The sequence below is a fragment of the Nocardia sp. bgisy134 genome (assembly GCF_965341865.1).
Classification (GTDB): Bacteria; Actinomycetota; Actinomycetes; order Mycobacteriales; family Mycobacteriaceae; genus Nocardia.
This window is the reverse complement of record NZ_CBDQZP010000003.1, coordinates 1-17,353: the sequence shown is the minus strand read 5'-3', so window position 1 is coordinate 17,353 and position 17,353 is coordinate 1. Positions and strand designations below refer to the sequence as shown.

19 protein-coding genes are annotated in these 17,353 nt (G+C 67.1%); 12 read left to right on the top strand and 7 right to left on the bottom strand.

Translation table 11 applies throughout. The features are described 5' to 3' along the window. Positions 1-238: 238 nt before the first annotated feature. Positions 239-1,213, bottom strand: coding sequence for a helix-turn-helix transcriptional regulator (locus ACRWNM_RS06700; RefSeq protein ID WP_431964581.1), 975 nt, complete (start codon positions 1,211-1,213; stop codon positions 239-241). A gap of 135 nt (positions 1,214-1,348) precedes the next feature. Here ACRWNM_RS06700 and ACRWNM_RS06695 point away from each other — a divergent pair, with 135 nt between their 5' ends. Together ACRWNM_RS06695 and ACRWNM_RS06690 are read left to right on the top strand one after the other, a co-directional pair. Beyond that, positions 1,349-1,744, top strand: a complete 396-nt coding sequence (locus ACRWNM_RS06695; protein WP_431965363.1) for a RidA family protein — start codon at positions 1,349-1,351, stop codon at positions 1,742-1,744. A gap of 76 nt (positions 1,745-1,820) precedes the next feature. Continuing rightward, positions 1,821-2,297 (top strand): DUF488 domain-containing protein, encoded by a 477-nt coding sequence (locus ACRWNM_RS06690; RefSeq protein WP_431965361.1) that lies wholly within the window; start codon positions 1,821-1,823, stop codon positions 2,295-2,297. A gap of 111 nt (positions 2,298-2,408) precedes the next feature. Here ACRWNM_RS06690 and ACRWNM_RS06685 read toward each other — a convergent pair whose 3' ends face one another. The 4 genes from ACRWNM_RS06685 to ACRWNM_RS06670 all read right to left on the bottom strand — a co-directional run bounded on the left by ACRWNM_RS06685 (position 2,409) and on the right by ACRWNM_RS06670 (position 7,946). Beyond that, a complete protein-coding gene (locus tag ACRWNM_RS06685) occupies positions 2,409-3,287 on the bottom strand; it encodes an NADP-dependent oxidoreductase (RefSeq protein WP_431964579.1) in 879 nt (292 codons plus the stop codon). Between the two features lie 247 nt (positions 3,288-3,534). Next, a complete protein-coding gene (locus ACRWNM_RS06680) occupies positions 3,535-3,825 on the bottom strand; it encodes a hypothetical protein (RefSeq protein WP_431964577.1) in 291 nt (96 codons plus the stop codon). A gap of 853 nt (positions 3,826-4,678) precedes the next feature. Continuing rightward, complete coding sequence (locus ACRWNM_RS06675) at positions 4,679-6,067, bottom strand: RNA polymerase sigma factor (protein WP_431964575.1); 1,389 nt, start codon at positions 6,065-6,067, stop codon at positions 4,679-4,681. A 661-nt stretch (positions 6,068-6,728) separates the two neighbouring features. Further along, on the bottom strand, positions 6,729-7,946 hold the full coding sequence (locus ACRWNM_RS06670; protein ID WP_431964573.1) for an erythromycin esterase family protein: 1,218 nt from the start codon (positions 7,944-7,946) through the stop codon (positions 6,729-6,731). 113 nt (positions 7,947-8,059) lie between these two features. On the opposite strand from ACRWNM_RS06670, the gene ACRWNM_RS06665 reads away from it, so the two are divergent. Then, the gene (locus tag ACRWNM_RS06665) at positions 8,060-8,803 is read left to right on the top strand and encodes a MerR family transcriptional regulator (RefSeq protein ID WP_431965359.1); all 744 of its coding nucleotides are present in this window, start codon (positions 8,060-8,062) and stop codon (positions 8,801-8,803) included. 157 nt (positions 8,804-8,960) lie between these two features. On the opposite strand, the gene ACRWNM_RS06660 is transcribed toward ACRWNM_RS06665, so the two are convergent. Beyond that, positions 8,961-9,656 (bottom strand): TetR/AcrR family transcriptional regulator, encoded by a 696-nt coding sequence (locus tag ACRWNM_RS06660; protein ID WP_431964571.1) that lies wholly within the window; start codon positions 9,654-9,656, stop codon positions 8,961-8,963. A gap of 93 nt (positions 9,657-9,749) precedes the next feature. Here ACRWNM_RS06660 and ACRWNM_RS06655 point away from each other — a divergent pair, with 93 nt between their 5' ends. Genes ACRWNM_RS06655 through ACRWNM_RS06640 form a run of 4 tightly spaced genes read left to right on the top strand, consistent with a single transcriptional unit; the run spans position 9,750 to position 13,865 of the window. Further along, on the top strand, positions 9,750-10,859 hold the full coding sequence (locus ACRWNM_RS06655) for a hypothetical protein (RefSeq protein ID WP_431964569.1): 1,110 nt from the start codon (positions 9,750-9,752) through the stop codon (positions 10,857-10,859). An 11-nt stretch (positions 10,860-10,870) separates the two neighbouring features. After that, positions 10,871-11,434, top strand: coding sequence for an ester cyclase (locus ACRWNM_RS06650; RefSeq protein WP_431964567.1), 564 nt, complete (start codon positions 10,871-10,873; stop codon positions 11,432-11,434). Between the two features lie 44 nt (positions 11,435-11,478). Next, complete coding sequence (locus tag ACRWNM_RS06645; protein WP_431965357.1) at positions 11,479-13,059, top strand: zinc-binding dehydrogenase; 1,581 nt, start codon at positions 11,479-11,481, stop codon at positions 13,057-13,059. Then, a complete protein-coding gene (locus tag ACRWNM_RS06640; protein WP_431964565.1) occupies positions 13,056-13,865 on the top strand; it encodes an MBL fold metallo-hydrolase in 810 nt (269 codons plus the stop codon). Before ACRWNM_RS06645 ends, ACRWNM_RS06640 begins: the two co-directional genes overlap by 4 nt. Positions 13,866-13,973: 108 nt before the next feature. On the opposite strand, the gene ACRWNM_RS06635 is transcribed toward ACRWNM_RS06640, so the two are convergent. After that, positions 13,974-14,783, bottom strand: coding sequence for an MFS transporter (locus ACRWNM_RS06635; protein ID WP_431964563.1), 810 nt, complete (start codon positions 14,781-14,783; stop codon positions 13,974-13,976). Positions 14,784-14,969: 186 nt separating this feature from the next. Here ACRWNM_RS06635 and ACRWNM_RS06630 point away from each other — a divergent pair, with 186 nt between their 5' ends. The 5 genes from ACRWNM_RS06630 to ACRWNM_RS06610 all read left to right on the top strand — a co-directional run bounded on the left by ACRWNM_RS06630 (position 14,970) and on the right by ACRWNM_RS06610 (position 17,313). Beyond that, entirely contained in the window at positions 14,970-15,605 is a 636-nt protein-coding gene (locus ACRWNM_RS06630; RefSeq protein ID WP_431964561.1) for a TetR/AcrR family transcriptional regulator, read from the top strand. 139 nt (positions 15,606-15,744) lie between these two features. Next, the gene (locus ACRWNM_RS06625) at positions 15,745-15,927 is read left to right on the top strand and encodes a DUF6011 domain-containing protein (RefSeq protein ID WP_068060305.1); all 183 of its coding nucleotides are present in this window, start codon (positions 15,745-15,747) and stop codon (positions 15,925-15,927) included. After that, a complete protein-coding gene (locus ACRWNM_RS06620) occupies positions 15,924-16,094 on the top strand; it encodes a ferritin-like domain-containing protein (protein ID WP_431965355.1) in 171 nt (56 codons plus the stop codon). Before ACRWNM_RS06625 ends, ACRWNM_RS06620 begins: the two co-directional genes overlap by 4 nt. A gap of 61 nt (positions 16,095-16,155) precedes the next feature. After that, the gene (locus ACRWNM_RS06615; RefSeq protein WP_431964558.1) at positions 16,156-16,359 is read left to right on the top strand and encodes a hypothetical protein; all 204 of its coding nucleotides are present in this window, start codon (positions 16,156-16,158) and stop codon (positions 16,357-16,359) included. A gap of 210 nt (positions 16,360-16,569) precedes the next feature. Then, positions 16,570-17,313, top strand: a complete 744-nt coding sequence (locus tag ACRWNM_RS06610) for an SDR family oxidoreductase (protein WP_431964556.1) — start codon at positions 16,570-16,572, stop codon at positions 17,311-17,313. Positions 17,314-17,353: the final 40 nt, after the last annotated feature.

Genomic DNA, 17,353 nt, shown 5'->3' with positions numbered 1-17,353 from the left:
AAGGTCGAACGGGCCACCTTCACCGGCAATGTCACGCACTCGATCCATCATCAGAGGTGGCCCACCCCAGGTCATTGTGTTGGCAGCGGGCTGGTGCCATTGGCACAAGCCATGAAATGCCGTTTCGCACAACGGGATAGATATCTCAGTACTTGTCGTGTTCCTCTCGGGCTGAAAGACTGTTCGCCCGACCGCTGGCCATGGCGGCGCGCAGCGAGTTCGGTGTCGGCCCGGACTCTCAGGATGACACTCCGTAACAGGTGGTGATCGCGGCGGCGCGGTTGCGCAGGGAGGTGCGCAACCACTGCGGGTCCAAGGCTTCCGCGTTCGTGGCGAGCTGCCACAGCGCCCATTCGGCGTGCCTTGGATCTTGGAACGTCACCTCCAGCCGCAGCCAGCCGTCTGCGTCGGTTTCCTCGGCGAGGACGGCCAGCGCGGTGCCCAGCAGTTCCTCCCGCTGTGCCGGGTTCACCCGTACCAGCACGGTGACTTGGTCGCCGCCGGTCCGGAACTGCGTGCTGCGTTCCTGCCAGGCCCGGTCCAGATCGACCCGGTCTGGTCGCTCTGCGGGTTCGGCGAGCTCCTCGGCGGCCAAGATCCGCGACAGCCTGTAGGTGCGGTCCGCGCCGGACCTCGCGGCCAGCAAGTAGCCCTGACCGCGCACGGTGACCAGGCCGATCGGGTCCACCGTGCGCCACTTCGGGGTCTGGTCCACGGCCGCGTAGCGAATGCGCAGCTTGTGTCCGGCGAACACCGCGCGCCGGACCTCGGTCACTACGGCGTCGGGCACCTCCTCGGCGACCAGCCTGCGCGAGAGGAGGTCGGTCTCCGGGTCGATGAGCAATCGCTGGGCCGCGCCTGCCGCGGTGGCCCGATAGCTCTCGGGTAGCGCGTCGACCACCTTGCGCATGCCCGAAGCGAGCGCCGAGCCGAGGCCGAATGCCTGTGCGCCGCGCCGCGATCCGGCGACCAGCAGGGCAAGCGCCTCGTCGTGGTTCAGCCCGGTGAGCTCGGTCTGGAAACCGGGCAACAATGCGAAACCGCCGTGCCTGCCGCGTTCGGCGTAGACCGGGACGCCGGCCACGGACAGCGCCTCGATGTCGCGCAGCACGGTGCGGGTGGACACCTCCAGCTCGCGGGCCAGCGCGGTCGCGGACAGCCGACCGTGCTGGCGCAGCAGCAGCACCAGCGAGACCAACCGGTCGGCGCGCATACGAAAACTCTACCGGAATACACGACACAGGATGTCGTGATTTGTTGGGAGGCTATCGATATGACAAACAAGATCGTGGCTATCGAGCCGATGGACGTACGCACTCTCGATGAATCGAATGGTGCTGATGTGGCAATGGAGCGAACGGCGGTCAACCCGTGGGCGTGGTCGGTGGAGATGGGGTACAACCAGGGTGAGATCGTCTCCGGGCACACCCGGACCCTGTACTGCGCCGGGCAGACCGCGATGAGCGGCGACGGCGAGCCCCGACATCCCGGCGACATGGCGGCGCAGTTGGCGTTGAGTCTCGACAACCTGGAGGTCGTTCTCGGCGAGGCAGGCATGTCCCTCGCGAACCTCGTCCGGCTCAACGTCTACACCACCGACGTCGATCTGCTTTTCCAGCACTACGGCGTGCTGGCGTCGCGATTGGGCGCCGCCGGGGTGGCACCGACCACCACGATGCTCGGAGTGACGCGGCTGGCGATCCCCGTCCTGATGGTCGAGCTCGAGGGGACCGCCGTCGCGTGACGCGACCTCGCCGCCTCCGGCAGGGCGTCCGGTTGAACCGGCACAAGGAGCAGGTAGGTGATTTCCGGTGCCGAGAATGGTGACGATCGGCGTCTACGGCTTCACGGCCGAAGCTTTCCTCGAGAAGCTCACCGGCGAGGGCGTGGGGTTGCTGCTCGACCTCCGCCAACGCCGCGGCGTTCGGGGCCACGACTACTCCTGGGCGAATTCGGCGCAGCTCCAGCGCGCGCTCGCCGCGGCGGGCATCGGCTACCGGCACGTGCCGGAGCTGGCGCCGACGACCGAGCTGCGCCTGCTCCAGTACCGCGAGGACGACCGCCAGGGCGTGGGCAAGCGCAACCGCATCGCACTGGCGCCCGAGTACGCCGAGCGCTACACCCGTGAGATCCTCGACCCGTTCGACCTCGGCGCCCTCGTAGCCGGGTTTCCGAGCGACTCGGCAACCGCCCTCTTCTGCGTCGAGCGCGATCCGGAGGCATGCCACCGATCGCTCGTGGCCGCCCGCCTGCGCGCCGAGCACGGCCTGTCGGTCACGAACCTCCGCCCGGGCTGAGCCATGCCTGGCACCGGCGTTCGTGGAGTGGGCGGTGGTCTACGTCCTCCGCATTACAGGACGTGCGGCGCACCAGAGGTTTTCGGCTTCGGGAGGCCAGTTCCGGTGTGTTCATTCGTCGCTGACACGGATGATCGTCTTGCCGGGGCTGTGCGTGCCGGGACCGAAGGCGTCGGGTGCTTCGGCGAGGGGGCGGACGGCGCCGACGGCCGGCTTGATGCGGCCGTCGCGCAGGCGCGTGGCGAGTTCGGTGAGTTGGGTCCGGTCGGGTTCGACGACGAAGAAGACGGCACGTCCGTTGTCGGGCTGGATCGTGGGTGGCACGGCGATGGTGACCAGGGTTCCGCCTGCGCGTACCAGGGTGGTCGAGCGATCCAGGACGTCTCCGCCGATCACGTCGAACACCACGTCGACCTCGCCGACCTGCTCCAGCGGCTCGGTGTCCAGGGCCAGGAAGGTGTGCACGCCGAACGTGAGCGCGCGGTCGCGGTCGCGGGCCCGGCCGGTGCCGATGACTCGGGCCCCCGCCTCGCGGGCGAGTTGCACCGCGATCGAGCCGACACCGCCGGCAGCGCCGTGGATCAGGACGGTCTGACCGGTGGTGAGGCGGGCGTGGTCGAATAGGCCCTGCCAGGCGGTCAGCCCCGAGATCGGCAGCGCGGCGGCCACGGTGTGGTCGATATCGGCGGGCAGGGGAGCGAGGTTGCGGGCTTCCACCGCGGTGTATTCGGCCAGTGTGCCGTTGCGGGTCCAGTCGGCCAGGCCGAAGACCCGCTGGCCGACGGTCAAACCTGTTGTGCCGTAACCCAGCTCGACGATCACCCCCGACAGTTCGTGCCCGGGCACGCTCGGGGTCCGGTCCCGGCCTGCGCGGTCGGTCCAGGTGCCGGGCCAGTCCAGCTCGCCGCGGGTGAACCCGGCGGCGTGTACTTTCACGATCACGTCGTTCTCGACGGCGTGGGGGTACGGCAGGTCGTGAGTCAGTGTCATCCCAGCGACGCCGGCGTCACGATCTTCAACGATGATGGCTTGCACGCTTGGTCCTTCGTTGTCGTGTGTTGCCGACAGGGAGACGAGGCAGCACTGCCGGATGTGACGGTTCGAACGCAGCCAGGCTCATCAGGATCAACGGCTTCACGGTAAGCGATGAGGTTCCCCGCACTCGTCGGGCGCGCACGGAAATCGGCATTGCAGGATATTCGGCGTCGCGGTGGGATCGGTGCTGATCGGGCAGAGGCTATGTGGCTTCGGAACTCCACACCGCAAACCGCTGTGCATCGTGATATATGAAAGTGGTTGTGCCGCAGGGGTTTCGATCGAGATGATTCGATTCGATCGCCACATCGTCGCGGGTGCCCTGCTGTCCGGTGCGGTGCTGATGTCCGTAGCTCCCACGCAGGCTCAGGCCCCGGTAGATCGGCAACAGCGAGATTTCCAGTGGTTCGGCCGATCTGAACCGCTGATTCTGCGGCACGATCTGGCGTTCTGTCTGCTTCTGATTCGCCCGGCGCGACTGCGGCGACGGCATCGGGCAGAGTCAGTGCCGCCGGGCGGGTCCGTCCGACTGTGGAGGATCGGTGTCACCATTGCGGCCACTGTCTTGATCACCATCGGTGCCGGATCCCTCGCCTGCCCTTGGGGCAATTCTGCGCGGTCTGGCCATGCGCCGAATGCCGGCGGCCGGGGCATCGTCACCAGCTCGTTTCCGCCGCGCTGCGCCGAGATCGATGACACTCCCAGGATGCTCGGCGCTGCCCGGAGCATCCTCCGGAGCGGGGTGCCGCGCGGCACCGGGGTCGAGCGGCCACGCCCCTGTCTCGAGTTGCAGTTCCGATCGCAGCACGGGCCTGGTCGGTGCAGGATCGTAGACGGAGCCGCCTTCCGGACGCCAAGGTTTGTGGGGACGGTCACCGGCTTCTGAAATTCGCCGCGGTCGACGCGGCAGCCGGGTGATTTTCGACGTGCCGTCGCCCGCCTCGGGGGAACCGGTCTCGGCAGCCTTCGTACCTTCCAGCTTTCTGCGCAGCCGTTCCATCGCATCGAACCTGGTTCCGCGGGGCTCCGGCTGGGATCCCCGTCCCGGCACTTCCCGGTCCGACATCGAGCTAGCAGGCGACGAGTGCCGTGGCACCCGTCTGCGCCACGATCGCCGGTACCCCGAGCTGATCTCTGAACTTCTTCCTGATTGCGTCGATCACGTCGGTATTCTCCCTCAACGCCACACTCGTTTCCTGCTCTGCCGCTCTGAGCACCGGACCCAGGCCCGCGCGCCGTAGCCCGCGTGGTAAATCAACCATAACCGGCTATATCGCTGCCCCAGGGGTTCGCCGGGGCGCCAGGAGCCGTGAGCGAGTCACCGAGCAACCCCCCCGGCCGGGTGTTCATCGTTTGCCGCGGCACCAGTCCCAGGGCACTCCTTGGTATCCGGACTCGATGAGGCAGACCGTGGCTCTGCCGGTCGGCACGAACGTGCAGGAGTTGCCGGAGGAGTTCGAGCCTGCGGGGCAACCCATCCACGTCAGCGGCCCGCCGGACGCGAACTCCCCTCGTCGCGAGGTGAGCGTCACACGGGTACCGGGTCGCATCCGGATGTCGCAGTTCTTCCGCAACGTCGGAGTGCACGTCACGCCGGCCGGGGTGACGTACACCTCGTAGCCTCCGGGAACCCAGATCTCCAACCGCACCGTGGCCGCGTTCTGCGTGTTCGGCCAGTTCGGCAGCTTGTCGAAGACATTGGGGAACAACTTGGGACCGATCGTGGCGACGAGGAAAAGCACAAATATTGCCTTGAGAAAGGACAAGAATCCATCCAGCACCCAATTGTTCTTCTCGACTTTCTGGTCGGCCGCAGCGGTGGCCAGAACCACGCCGGCGGCAGCACTGTTCATGCCGTCGCGCTTGTTCGTGCGATCGCGCTCTTCCTCGTCGAGAATTCGACGAATGATCTCGGGTATCTTCTCGGTCAGTTCCGGCGCGATGAGAATGGGGATCAAGACTGGCGCATAGACCATCTTGAGCCGGGACTGCTGCTGGTCGCAGGTGCCACAGTTGTCGCACTGCCGGCAGGTGCCGAGATGGCGGACGACGCGCTGCCGCAGGACACGGGTGAACTGCTCGTCACGCCGGCCGTCCCAGCCGGCCCGATCGAGAATGCCGGCGAGTTGAACGCAGAACGGCCGACCGTGCTTGGCCAGTATCAGTGCGCCGAACCCCTCGTCCAGCCGGATCTTGTTCTCATAGGCGAATTTGTAGGCATTCTTCGCGCTGACCGAAAGGGCGGTAGCCAAAGCTTTCCCATGTAATTCTTGACGTATATGTAATCGGTAGATCTTTCGCTGCCGCGGGGTGAACGTCTCGGCGACGAGGTCGAGCATGCGGTTGACCTCGTCCAGTCTTCTCGAGCTGTCCTTCTCGTCGTCGTCCGACGTCAATGTTTTCAAGGGCAGGGGCGCTTCGCTTTTCCGGCCTCGACGGTCCTCGTGGCAGCGGTTGCGAGCGATCCCGCACAGCCACGCCCGCAATTTGTCGGGTTCTCGCGGGTTGTCCCTGCGGATCAGTTCTTTCGTGGCGGCCTCGACGGTGATCTGGACGACGTCTGCCACGCGATCCAGGTCGTCCAGGTTGTACACACAGACGGTGGACATGGCCTTTTGGTAACGCCGGAAGATCTCGCAGAGCGCCGCCTCCTGCTCGTCCCGATCGATCGGGTGCCGCACGCGCTCGACCAACCCTGCGTCCGGCACCTGGGACCAGCGCGGCTCGGTGGTCACCACCGGGCTCCTGACGAGATTCCTGAGAATTTCCTGAGAAGTCCGCCAACTTTGGGGGAGATTCGATCCTCTCCGATCCCAAGCCTCCAGAACCACAAGCCCGAGGAGGCAAACCATGATCGACAATGCTCACCGCTCGGCGGGGCGGTGACGAGCATGCCGGCTAGCTCGAGAACCATCGGCAGTCTGCCGTTCGCCGTCGTGGCCGCTGTAGGCCACCACACCCCTGGATTAGTCATCGGCGCCATCGTGCTTGTCCTCATAGCGCTGGTTCCCGTTCTTACGGAGGCCATCTCAGAGCTGTTCTGGCTCAGAGCGCTGAACAAGCCCGAACGTAGCCTTCGCTGGATACTCAACCACGCTGCCTCGATCAGCGAGGCGGAACGCTTGATGCGACTCTCGCGCGGCGCTCGACGCGACGTACTGGACGCTCGGACCAAAGCCGGTCGGCGCCAACGGCGGTGATCGTGGCTGGGCATACCTTCGGTGTGTCCAGCCGCGCCGCGAAAACCCTGAGGATACGGATTGGGCTCGGTCCCCTTTCGGGCCAATTGTGTTGCGGTCGTATCGAACAGCGTGGTCAGCGGCAGATGAGCGTGTTTCTCCAAGCGAGGGCTTGCTGCAGACTCACATGCGGCCCATTGCGTCCCCTTGGGGGCTACTACCAGTACTGATGCCGTTTTCCGTCGGTGTCGGCGACGAAGATAACCGCGACGGTGCCATGCAAATCTGCCGGATCGAGCGGGATGTGACCGGGCACAATCGGTTTGCTCGTGCCGATCGATGGAGGAAGCGAGGCGCGCAGGGCCGCTGCGGGGAACAGGGCGCGGCGGGTGGTCGCCTCGGCCAACACACGCTGGAGGGTGCCCGGATCGCTGTCGGGGCTGGCGTCGGTTGCCAGGAACGCGTAACGCTCGCCGAGTGCGAGCCCGACGAGTGCGCCTGCGTTGCACCAGTTCCCGTCGTCCTCGCCGATCGACATGTCGGGGTGCGCCCGCCGGAGGTGGCTGTTGTGCGCGAACACCAGGCTCGGCCCGCGTCGCTGCTCCTGCGCGACGATCGCGAGCAGGTTCTCGGCCATCATCTCGGCGCGCAGGCTGAGCAGGGTCGCGATGCGATCGGGTGCGGGACTGGCCATCGCCGCGTGATAGCGCAGCAGACCCTGGGCGGTGCGCGCGTGCGCGACGGCGTGGTCGTAACCGGTGGGGTCGGCGGGACGCAGTCGGGGTGCCGCGCGGCGCAGTGCGCTGGCGAGATCGTCCGCGACGATGCGCAGGGCGCGAGCGCGATCGGAGTCGCCGATGGACGCCGCCGGGTCGAACATGGCGGCCTGGTTCGTCCAGTCCGCGTCCTCGCCGAGCAGCGCGCCGAGGTCGCGGACTGATTCGGGCCACAGCGCTGCGGGCAGGTAGTCGATGACCGAGGACAGTGCACGTCGCGGGCTCGGCGCACCGGAGTACTCCACCGGCGCGTCGAAGCCGTGGAAGCGAACTCGATCCTGCGGCGCGCGGTCGGCATTGTGCGCGCGAAGCCATTCGACGAGTTCACGGTTGCCGGGCACGGCGCCGAACCCGTGGCTGAACCCGGTCGCGAGCACCGTGTCGATCTCCGCCGGTGCCCCTGCCACGTAGTCGTCGACGACAGACGCGGCGAAGAAGTCGATCTCCAACACGATCGACCGGTACCCCCGTTCGACGAGGTGTCCGAGAAGTTCGTTGCGCAGCAACGGGAACGCCTCGATCCCGTGTGTCGGCTCGCCGAGGGCGAGTAGAGCCGGCGGCTCGGTCCGCGCGGCGAGCAGTTCGTCGACGGCACGGCCCAGGCCGGCCGGGTCGTCGAGCTGGCGGCCGATTTCACGCAGTGTTGCGGCGGTGGACATGAACACCCCTTTTCGGAAGGCACTGCCCTCGACAGTATCGTTGAATATTCCAGTGAATCTTCGGCGACTTTTACCGGGGATTCAGAGATCAAAGCCTCAATCGGAGGTGCAAGCTGCGTCCCATCGACCTTGCCCGGGAACACGGGTTGTCCGCACAGGCGATCCGCAACTACGACGACGCGGGCATCCTCCCGCCGACCGAGCGGAGCGCGTCCGGTTACCGGCGCTACACGCCCTTGCACGCGCAGGCCCTACGCGCCTTCCTCGCGTTGCGCGGTGGCCATGGGCACCAGCGCGCAATGGAAATCATGCGCGCGACCAACCAAGGAGATGCCGAGTCCGCCTACCGGCTCATCGACGCCGCACACGTCGCGCTGCTCGCCGAACGCGACACCCGCACCGAGGTCGCATCAGCCCTGGGCAGCCTGTCCACCACAATGCCGACCCCGGTGACCGGTCGACCGCTGACCGTCGGTGAGCTCGCGCGTCGGCTCGGCGTGCATCCGGCCACGCTGCGTGCCTGGGAGACCCAGGGCATCCTGCGCCCCGAACGCGATCGGGCAACGGGTTACCGCGAATACGGACCGGACTGCGTGCGCGACGCCGAGATCGCACGGCAGCTGCGCCGGGGCGGCTACCTGCTGCCCCAGGTCGCGCAGTTCATCGCCTCGCTGCGCGAGGCGGGCGGGGCGGACGCGCTGAGCGCCTTCCTCGACTCCTGGCAGGACCGGTTGGCCACCCGCAGCCGCAACCTTCTCGCCGGCGCGGCCCAGCTCGATACCTACCTCACCCTGCTCGATCAGACGTCCCTGACCTGCCACGCCGCCGTGTCACGAGGCCCACAGCGGACCCCGTGACACGCTGCGGCCGCGCGGGTCGACAGATCGTGGGCGAGGCCCTGCGGCAGGCCATGGAGCAGTGGCGGGAGCACTTGACCGCCCGTGGCGCTGGGCGACAGTAACGATCCCTCGCTGCTGTCGGCTCCGATGCTGCCCGTCGTGCCCGCCCCGGTCGCTACCGCGAAATTCGCGACGAGTTCTCGATACGGGCGACCGCCGCGTCGAGGGCGAGGTTCATCGCGTACTCGTACTCGGCCCGGCTGTCGAATCGCGCCAGGTAGGGAGCCGCCTCGGCTACGGCGGGAAGTCCCGAGTGTTCGAGCGTGGCTTGGCGTTCGGCGATGCCTTCGGTGTCGTCGGTGCCGTAGGTGGGGCCCGCGTTGACTTCGCGAAGCAGGGTTCCGATGAGTGCGGCGAGCAAGGTGCGCATCAGGTGGACGGCTTCCCGCGGGTCGCAGTCGGCGGCGCGCAAAACCTCGAGGACCCGCTGAATCGGCGCCAAGCCCTCGAACGAGGCCAGTTGCCGGGTGAGCACGAGCGCAGCGGCTTCGGGGTGTAGCAAGGCGCGGTCTCGGAATGCGTCGGCGATGGCGCGCAGATCGCCTCGTAGGTCGCCCGCGGGGGGTGGCAGTGCGATCGAGCCCAGGAAGTGCTCGGTGACCGCGTCGAGCAGGCCGTCTTTGCCGTCGACGTGGTTGTACAGGCTTTTCGGGTCGACGCCGAGCACGCGTGCGACGGCTCGCACGCCGACGCCGCCGACTCCCTCGGTGCCGATGACTTCGAGGGTTGCCTCGACGATCCCGGCGCGGGTGAGCTGGGCCGCGCCTTTCGGCGGTCGTCCGCGGCGGGTGGTGGAGGCAGGAGTGGTCATATCGCCATCTTTCCGTAACCCCTTGATTGAATCCACATCGTGGGTATAAGTTCGTCTCCACGAAAACCCACACTGTGGATATTGGAGATCCGAATGCGCTTTCCCTGGGGTCCGACCACCGTCGACGACCTTCCGGCCGTGGGGGACCGTATCGACGCCTTCGGCGACGCGACGAAAGGCGACGACAGTCCCGGTGCCCGGTTGCGGGTGGTTCGGGAACGGGCACGCTCGTTCCGCCGCGAGTTCCCGAGCACCGGCACACCGGACAGCGTCACGACATGCGACCTGGTGACACTGCCGTATCCGACACGGTTCGGTCTGTTCCGTGCTTCGCGGGCGATCGCGCCGTTCCTGTCGATCACCAACCGGATGCTCGTGGTCCGCTGGCACGACTCCGCCCATCGCCGCCGGACACTGCTGTTCGAGCCCTCGGATGTCGAACTAGGTAGGTACACGCCGTATTTCGCCAACCTGTCGCAGCGCACCCCGCGAGTGCTCGAGCGGCGGGTCGTTCGCGAGCACGGCACCGTGCTGGGCCATCTCGCGCGGTTGGGGATCGGGCCCGAGGAAGTCGACTACCTGATGTTCGACCACCTGCACACCCAGGACTTGCGCCGGTGGGTCGGCGCCACGGTCCATCAGGACGATCTCGAGTGCACGCCGCGGGCGATCTTCCCGAACGCGAAGGTGATCGTGCAGCGTGACGAGCTGGCCGCGATGGCCGAACTGCATCCACTGCAGCGCCCGTGGTATCAGCCAGCGGCGTACCGAGACGTGCCCGCCGAGGCGTTCCTGCCCATCGAGGGCTCGGTGGTGCTCGGGCCGGGCGTCGCTGTCGTCAAGACGCCGGGGCACGTATTCGGCAACCAGAGTCTGGTGCTCAACACCTCGACCGGTATCTGGGTCAGCAGTGAGAACGTGATCGCCACCGAGGCACTGACTCCCGAGCACTCCCGGTTACCCGGCCTGGCGGCGTGGGCGGCGCGCTGGCAGCAGGAGGTCGTGCTCAACGCCAACACGATCGAAACGACCGCCGAACAGTACAACTCGATCATTCTCGAGAAGACGCTGGCCGACCGCAGCGAGACCGACCCGCGATTCCTGCAGTTCTTCCCCTCCAGTGAGCTCACCGGCGCATGGACCAACCCGGGCACCCGGCCCACATTCAGCCACGGTCACATCACCCACGGACCGAGTCTTTGAGGAGTACTTCCGTGTCATCACGATTCAGCCTGCCGTCCGAAGACGTCCTGCGCGCACGCGAGAAATTGGTGCTCGACCATTTTCATGACGAGGTCCGCCAGGACTGGGACGCCACCCTGTCGACCTTCCCGCACCCGCACTACGAGCTGATCGCGCAGATGCTCGTGCACGACGGGGACGGCGAAGTGCGCGACTACTACCACGACACCCGCGTCGCCTTCCCCGATCAGGATCACGAGCTCATCGCGCTCCGGCACAGCCACGACGCGGTCGTTGTCGAATTCTGGCTGCTCGGAACACATCTCGGCCCGCTCGGCAAGATTCCCCCGACCGGTTCCAGGCACCGCACGAGGATGACGGCCTACTTCGTCTTCGACGAGCACGAGAACCTGGTGACCGAGCGGATCTACTTCGACCAGCTCACCATCCTCAAACAGCTGGTGGGCGGGCTCGACAAGCGCGATCCGCGTGACCTGCTCAAGCTCGGTCGCGCCGTCGCCGGAGCCCTCGCGATGGCCGGGGCCGAACCGGACCCGCGCCTGCTGGCCACCACACCACCCGAGCTCGGCGACTGACCGCCGTCGACGACCCGAACGCACCGTAGGAGAAGACCGTGACCATGCGCGCACTCGTCGGCGGCAAGGGATCCGACTGGATCCTCGAAAACCGTGATGTTCCCGAGCAACTCGGCGCCATCCGGGTTCAAGTGATGGCCGCAGGCCTCAACCGCGCCGATCTCTATGCCCTCGATGGCAGCTACACCGCGAACTCCCAGGGCGAAGGCCCGTTCATCGCCGGTATGGAAGTGGCGGGAGTGGTCGAGACCTCGAGCCCGCTCGCGCCGCACCTGCCCGTCGGCACCCGCGTCATGGGCATCACCGCCGGCGCCTTCGCCGACTACGCCCTGTGCCATCCACGGCTGGTTGTCCCCATCCCCGGCAACCTCGGTTTCGACGAGGCCGCGACGCTGCCGGTGGGACTCGTCACCGAGCACGACGCGCTCGTCACTCAAGCCGGATTCCATTCCGGGGGAACCGTTCTCATCGTCGGCGGAACCAGTTCGATCGGCCTGATCGGCATCCAGCTGGCCAGGGCCCTCGGCGCTGAAACGGTCATCGCGACAACCACCAGTGCGCACAAACGCGCCGCGCTGGCAGAGGCAGGAGCCGACGTCACGGTCGATACCGCCACCGAGGATCTGACCGCCGCTGTGCTGGCGGCCACGGATGGCAAGGGCGCCGACATCACCCTCGACCACGTCGGCGGCGACCTCTTCGCGCAACTTCCCGGGGCCACCGCTGTGTCGGGCACGATCGTGAGCATCGGACGGCTCGCGGGCTCAGCCACTCACGTCGATCTCGACACCATTGCCTTTCGTCGGCAACGATTGATCGGCACTACCTTCAGCATTCGCACCCGCACCGAACTCGCCGAGGTGGTCGAGGCGCTGACCGATCGGGTCCTGCCCGCTGTCGCGGACGGAAAGATCGCGCCGCGGCTGGACAGCGTCTACTCCATCGGTGACGCCGCGGCGGCGGCACTTCGCCTGCGAGACAACGACGCAACCGGCAAGATCGTCCTGTCTTTCGCCGACGCGCACACCGGTCCCGCGCCCGCGCCGAACCCGGTGGCCAACATGTTCGGCGGGATCGCCCAGATCGGCTATGTGGTACGAGACATCGAGGCGTCGATGTGCAACTTCGTCGCGTGCGGTATCGGACCGTGGTTCTACCTGCGTGGCGTGCGACCGGAGGACTTCACCTACAAGGGCGAGCCTTCGCCTATGGCGATGGATGTCGCGGTCGCCAACAGCGGTGACGTCCAGATCGAACTCATCAGCCCGGTCGGCGACGCTCCCTCGATGTATCGAGACTTCCTCGATGCGGGCAACGAAGGCGTGCAGCACGTCGCCTATTGGAGCGGGAACTATCAGGAGCTGTACGAACGGGCGATCGCGGCCGGTTTCACCGTCGGCCAGGAAGGCCGGATCGGCGGAGCCGACGGCAGATTCGCCTACCTCGAAACCGAACACCACCCGGGCACCGTCATCGAGATCTCCGACGTCGGCGGCACCAAGAAATTCGTCTTCGACCTGGTCAAGCTGGCCGCTGCCACCTGGGATGGGAGCAACCCGATCCGGATCGTCGACGCGGGCCTCATCGGCGGCGACCCCGCGGTCATGACGGCCATGCTCGGATGAGAGTTCACCACCTCAACTGCGGCACCATGCGCCCGCCACGGACGCCGGGGGGATTGGTGTGCCACGTCCTGTTGCTGGAGACCGCCACCGGGCTGGTGCTGGTGGACAGTGGACTCGGGCTGCGTGATGCCGCCGATCCCGGCGGCAGATTCGGCCCGGCGCGGTGCTACGTCCGTCCGGTGTTCGACGAGTCCGAGGCCGCCATCAGGCAGATCGAAAGCCTCGGGTACGACCCTCGTGACGTCCGCGATATCGTCCTCACCCACTTCGACGCCGACCACACCGGAGGGCTCGCCGATTTCCCTTGGGCCACGGTCCATCTCACCGCGGACGAAGCCGCCGCGGCACTTCGTCCGCGCGGGCTGATCGAGCGGGGCCGCTACCTTCCGACGCAGCGAGATCACGGCCCGGCGCTCGTCCGTCACACTCCCGGTGACGGCGAATCGTGGCAGGGCTTCGCCGCCGCAAAGGAACTCGCCGAGATCGCGTCTGGCCTCGTCATGATCAGCCTGCCCGGCCACACGCGTGGCCACGCCGCTGTCGCGGTCGACACCGGTGACCGATGGATCTTGCACGCGGGCGACGCGTTCTACCACCACGGTCAGATCGACGGCACCGGCCGTGCGCCGCGCGCTCTGACCGTCATGGAACGACTGGTCGCTCACGATCTGCCCGCGGTACGGGCCAATCACGAACGGCTCGCCGAACTCTGGACGTCAGCCGGATCGGAACTTCTCCTGGTCAACGCGCACGACCCGCACCTACTCCACCGAGCGCGACAACTCGCCACCACACGGGAACAGTGAAACCTTGCGGTCCGGACACTCCGATTCGCATGCGCGCCTCTCGATTTCTCATCTCCGTCTGGGCAAGCGCGGGCAGATCGTACGTGGCGCAGTCCTGGCTTCCGGCTGTTACCGACGGGTGCGCGACGTGATGCCGAATGCCGTTGCCGCACCGACGGCGGCGACGATGGCGATGAACCCCCAGCCGTGCTGGAAGCCGGTCAACAACTGGTCGGAGGCGACACTCAGCGACCCGACGACGGCGACCAGAACGGCGACGCCCCCGATCACCGCGACCAGCAGCACCACCCCGAGCAGATCGGGCATCCGCGCCTGCACCTGCTGCCGCCGATCCGGAACCAGGCGCAGGGCCGCGATTCCGGTCACCACACCGACCGGCAGATTGATCAGGAAGATCCACCGCCAAGACGCCTCGACCAGCGCCCCGCCGACCACGGGACCGAAGGCTGCGGCGAAGGAACTCGTTGTGGCCCAGACCTTCACCGCAGCAGGCACCTTCGCGGGCGGCAGCACCGTGAGCAGCAGCCCGAGGCTCGCAGGGGTCAGGGCGGCGGCACCGACAGCCTGCACTACCCGGAATGCCACGAGCGTCCAAAGCGACGGCGCCAGCGCGCAGGCCAGGCTGGCCAGTGTGAAAATGCCGAGCCCGACCAGGAATCCCGCCTTGCGCCCGAATCGATCCGAGAAACGCCCGGCCGGAATCAACAGCGCCGCATAGACGATCGCGTACCCGTTGAGGACCCAGCTGAGGTCCGCCAGCGACGAACCCCGGTACGACTCACCGATCTCGGTGAAGGCGACGTTCACCACGAACACGTCGAGCATCGCCATGAACGCGGCCGAGCACAGCACCCACACGATCGCGGTCGAATGATCCCGACTCGGCCGTAGCGTCGCCGTCTCGGCTATCTCATGCATCAGGAATCCCTTCTTGTCCACACGGTCCGACCTCGGAACGACGAAGTCTCAAAGAACATACGTCCGACCGTATGTTAATTATAACCGCTCCGATCGGGAGCGCGGAGCATCTCGGCACGGCTCGACACGGCAATGCCGGCACGGTGGCAATACCACGGACCGAGCCGACGGCATACGATCGACCGTATGGCGACATCTGAGCGGCGGGCTGCCGAGGAAACCACCGACCGGCGTTTACTGCGCGGCGCGCAGTCGCGGCGGATCGTGACCCGGCGAGCGGTCGACATCGCCTCGCTGGACGGGCTCGACGGGCTCAGCTTCGGGCGTCTGGCCGAGGATCTCGGCATCAGCAAGGCGGGAATCCAGACCCTGTTCCGGACCAAGGAGGGACTGCAGCTCGCCACCGCGGAAGCGGCCCGTGAGGCCTTCGTCGATGCGGTCGTCCGACCCGCCCTGCGGTCCCCCGCGGGCGTGGCACGCATTCGCGCCCTGATCGATCGGTGGATCGACTACGCCGTAAAGCCACTGTTTCCCGGTGGCTGCTTCTGGGGCGCGAACCTGCCGGAATTCGACAGCCACCCCGGGCCTGTCCTCGACCTATTGCAACAGCAACAACATGCCTGGCACACGACGCTCGCGACACAGTTCCGGAAGGCCGTCGCAGGCAGTGAGATAGCCGCGATCGATCCCGAATCGGCAGCCTTCCACGTGATCGCCCTGCTCAATGCCGTCAATCTGGCCGTGCGCCTGGGCGACGACGACCGGGTAGCGATGGCGCGACACGTGATCGACGGTTTGCTCGCCCCGGCATCACGCGATTAGGGGTCGGGCTGTGTCCTGAACTCCGCATCGCAGGATGTCTTGCAGCGCAGTCGGTCTCGATAGGAGAGATCGTCGGAAGGTGTCGGTCCCCTCTGTCACTCTCTGGGTGGGGAGACCACTGCGGCCGAAGGAGTGCGAGATGGCCGAGATCGATGACCGTCCCGAGATCAGGCTGGTGGCGCATTGCCGCCGTTGTCACGGCTGGCTGGTGTCGGCGGAATCGGTCGCGCAGGGTATCGGGCCGACGTGTGCGATCCGTGAGCGCGCCGAACAGCGCGCGGCCGCGGCGCGGGAGCTGACGCTGTTCGACATCGTGGCCTGACGGATCTCGTCACACTCGAGCACGCGACCAGCCCGCCCCACCTGTGTGCGCTGTACTCGTTGGATCCGGGCCGCAATGCCGAAGCGGCGCAGGTGATCGGCAGCGTGTTCGTGGAGGAGATGCTGCATCTGGCGCTGGCGGAAAGGCAGGCGATTCCGTCTCGGTGACACGCCGCGGTCCGGTCCGACCGGCGAACCGATCGGTGTCGACCCCGAGAGCGTCCTGCCCATGCGGCCCAATCCGCGCACGGCCGACTATCCCGAAGGCAGCCCCGTCCGCCTCGCGCAAGAGGAGTTCAACAACACCTACTGCCTGTTGCTCTTCCTGCTGGAAGACACCTTCAACGGCAGTCCTTCGCAGATGAGACGCCGTAGGGGCGATGTACGACTTGAAGTCCCAGGCCCAGGCTCTGATGAAGATGCCGAGCGGTGACGGGCGAACGACCGCGGGCCCGACCTTCGAGTACGTGCCGCCGGAACAGCGGGCCTAGTGGGGCTGACCGCCGGTGGCCGCCGCCACCGGCGGTGATCGCCAGGCAGCCGTGGGTACCCGGGGCATGTCACGAAATGGCCGACCGTCCTGTCCTCGATACAGGGGGACCTCGCCGGCCCCCGAAGCAACATTCGAACGGAAGGAATGCGCATGAAGATCGTCGTCATCGGCGGCACCGGACTTATCGGCTCGAAACTCGTCGCTCGGCTGGAGGAGCACGGCCACCAAGCGGTTCCGGCCGCGCCCAGCACGGGGGTGAACACACTCACTGGTCAAGGCGTGAAGGAGGTGCTGCAGGGCGCGGAGGTAGTGGTCGATGTCTCCAATTCGCCGTCGTTCGCCGACGACGACGTCATGAACTTCTTCCAGACCTCCACCACGAATCTGCTCGCCGCCGCCGGGGAGGCGGGCGTCGGCCACTACGTCGCACTGTCGGTGGTGGGCACGGAGCGGTTGCCGGAGTCCGGGTACTTCCGGGCGAAGGTGGCGCAGGAGGAACTGATCAAGGGCTCGGGTCTGCCGTACTCGCTCGTGCACGCGACGCAGTTCTTCGAGTTCGCGGGTGCCATCGCCGACTCGGCGACCACCGGCGGCACGGTGCGGCTGTCGGGCGCCGGTGCCCAACCGATGGCCGCCGACGATGTGGCGGCCGCCGTCGGCCGCACCGCGGCGGGCCGTCCGGTGAACGGCGCCATCGAGGTCGCAGGCCCCGAGGTATTCGGCCTCGACCAGTGGATTCGCACAGTGCTGACGGCGCGTTCCGATCCGCGCGAGGTGGTCACCGATCCGCAGGCGCAGTACTTCGGGGCGGTGCTGGAGCGCAAGAGCCTGCTGCCCGGCGAGGGCGTGCAGGTCGCGCCGACGCGGCTGTCGGAGTGGCTGGCCCGCCAGTGACCCGATCGCGGGGGGGGGGGGGGGGAGTCTCCGGCCAGCC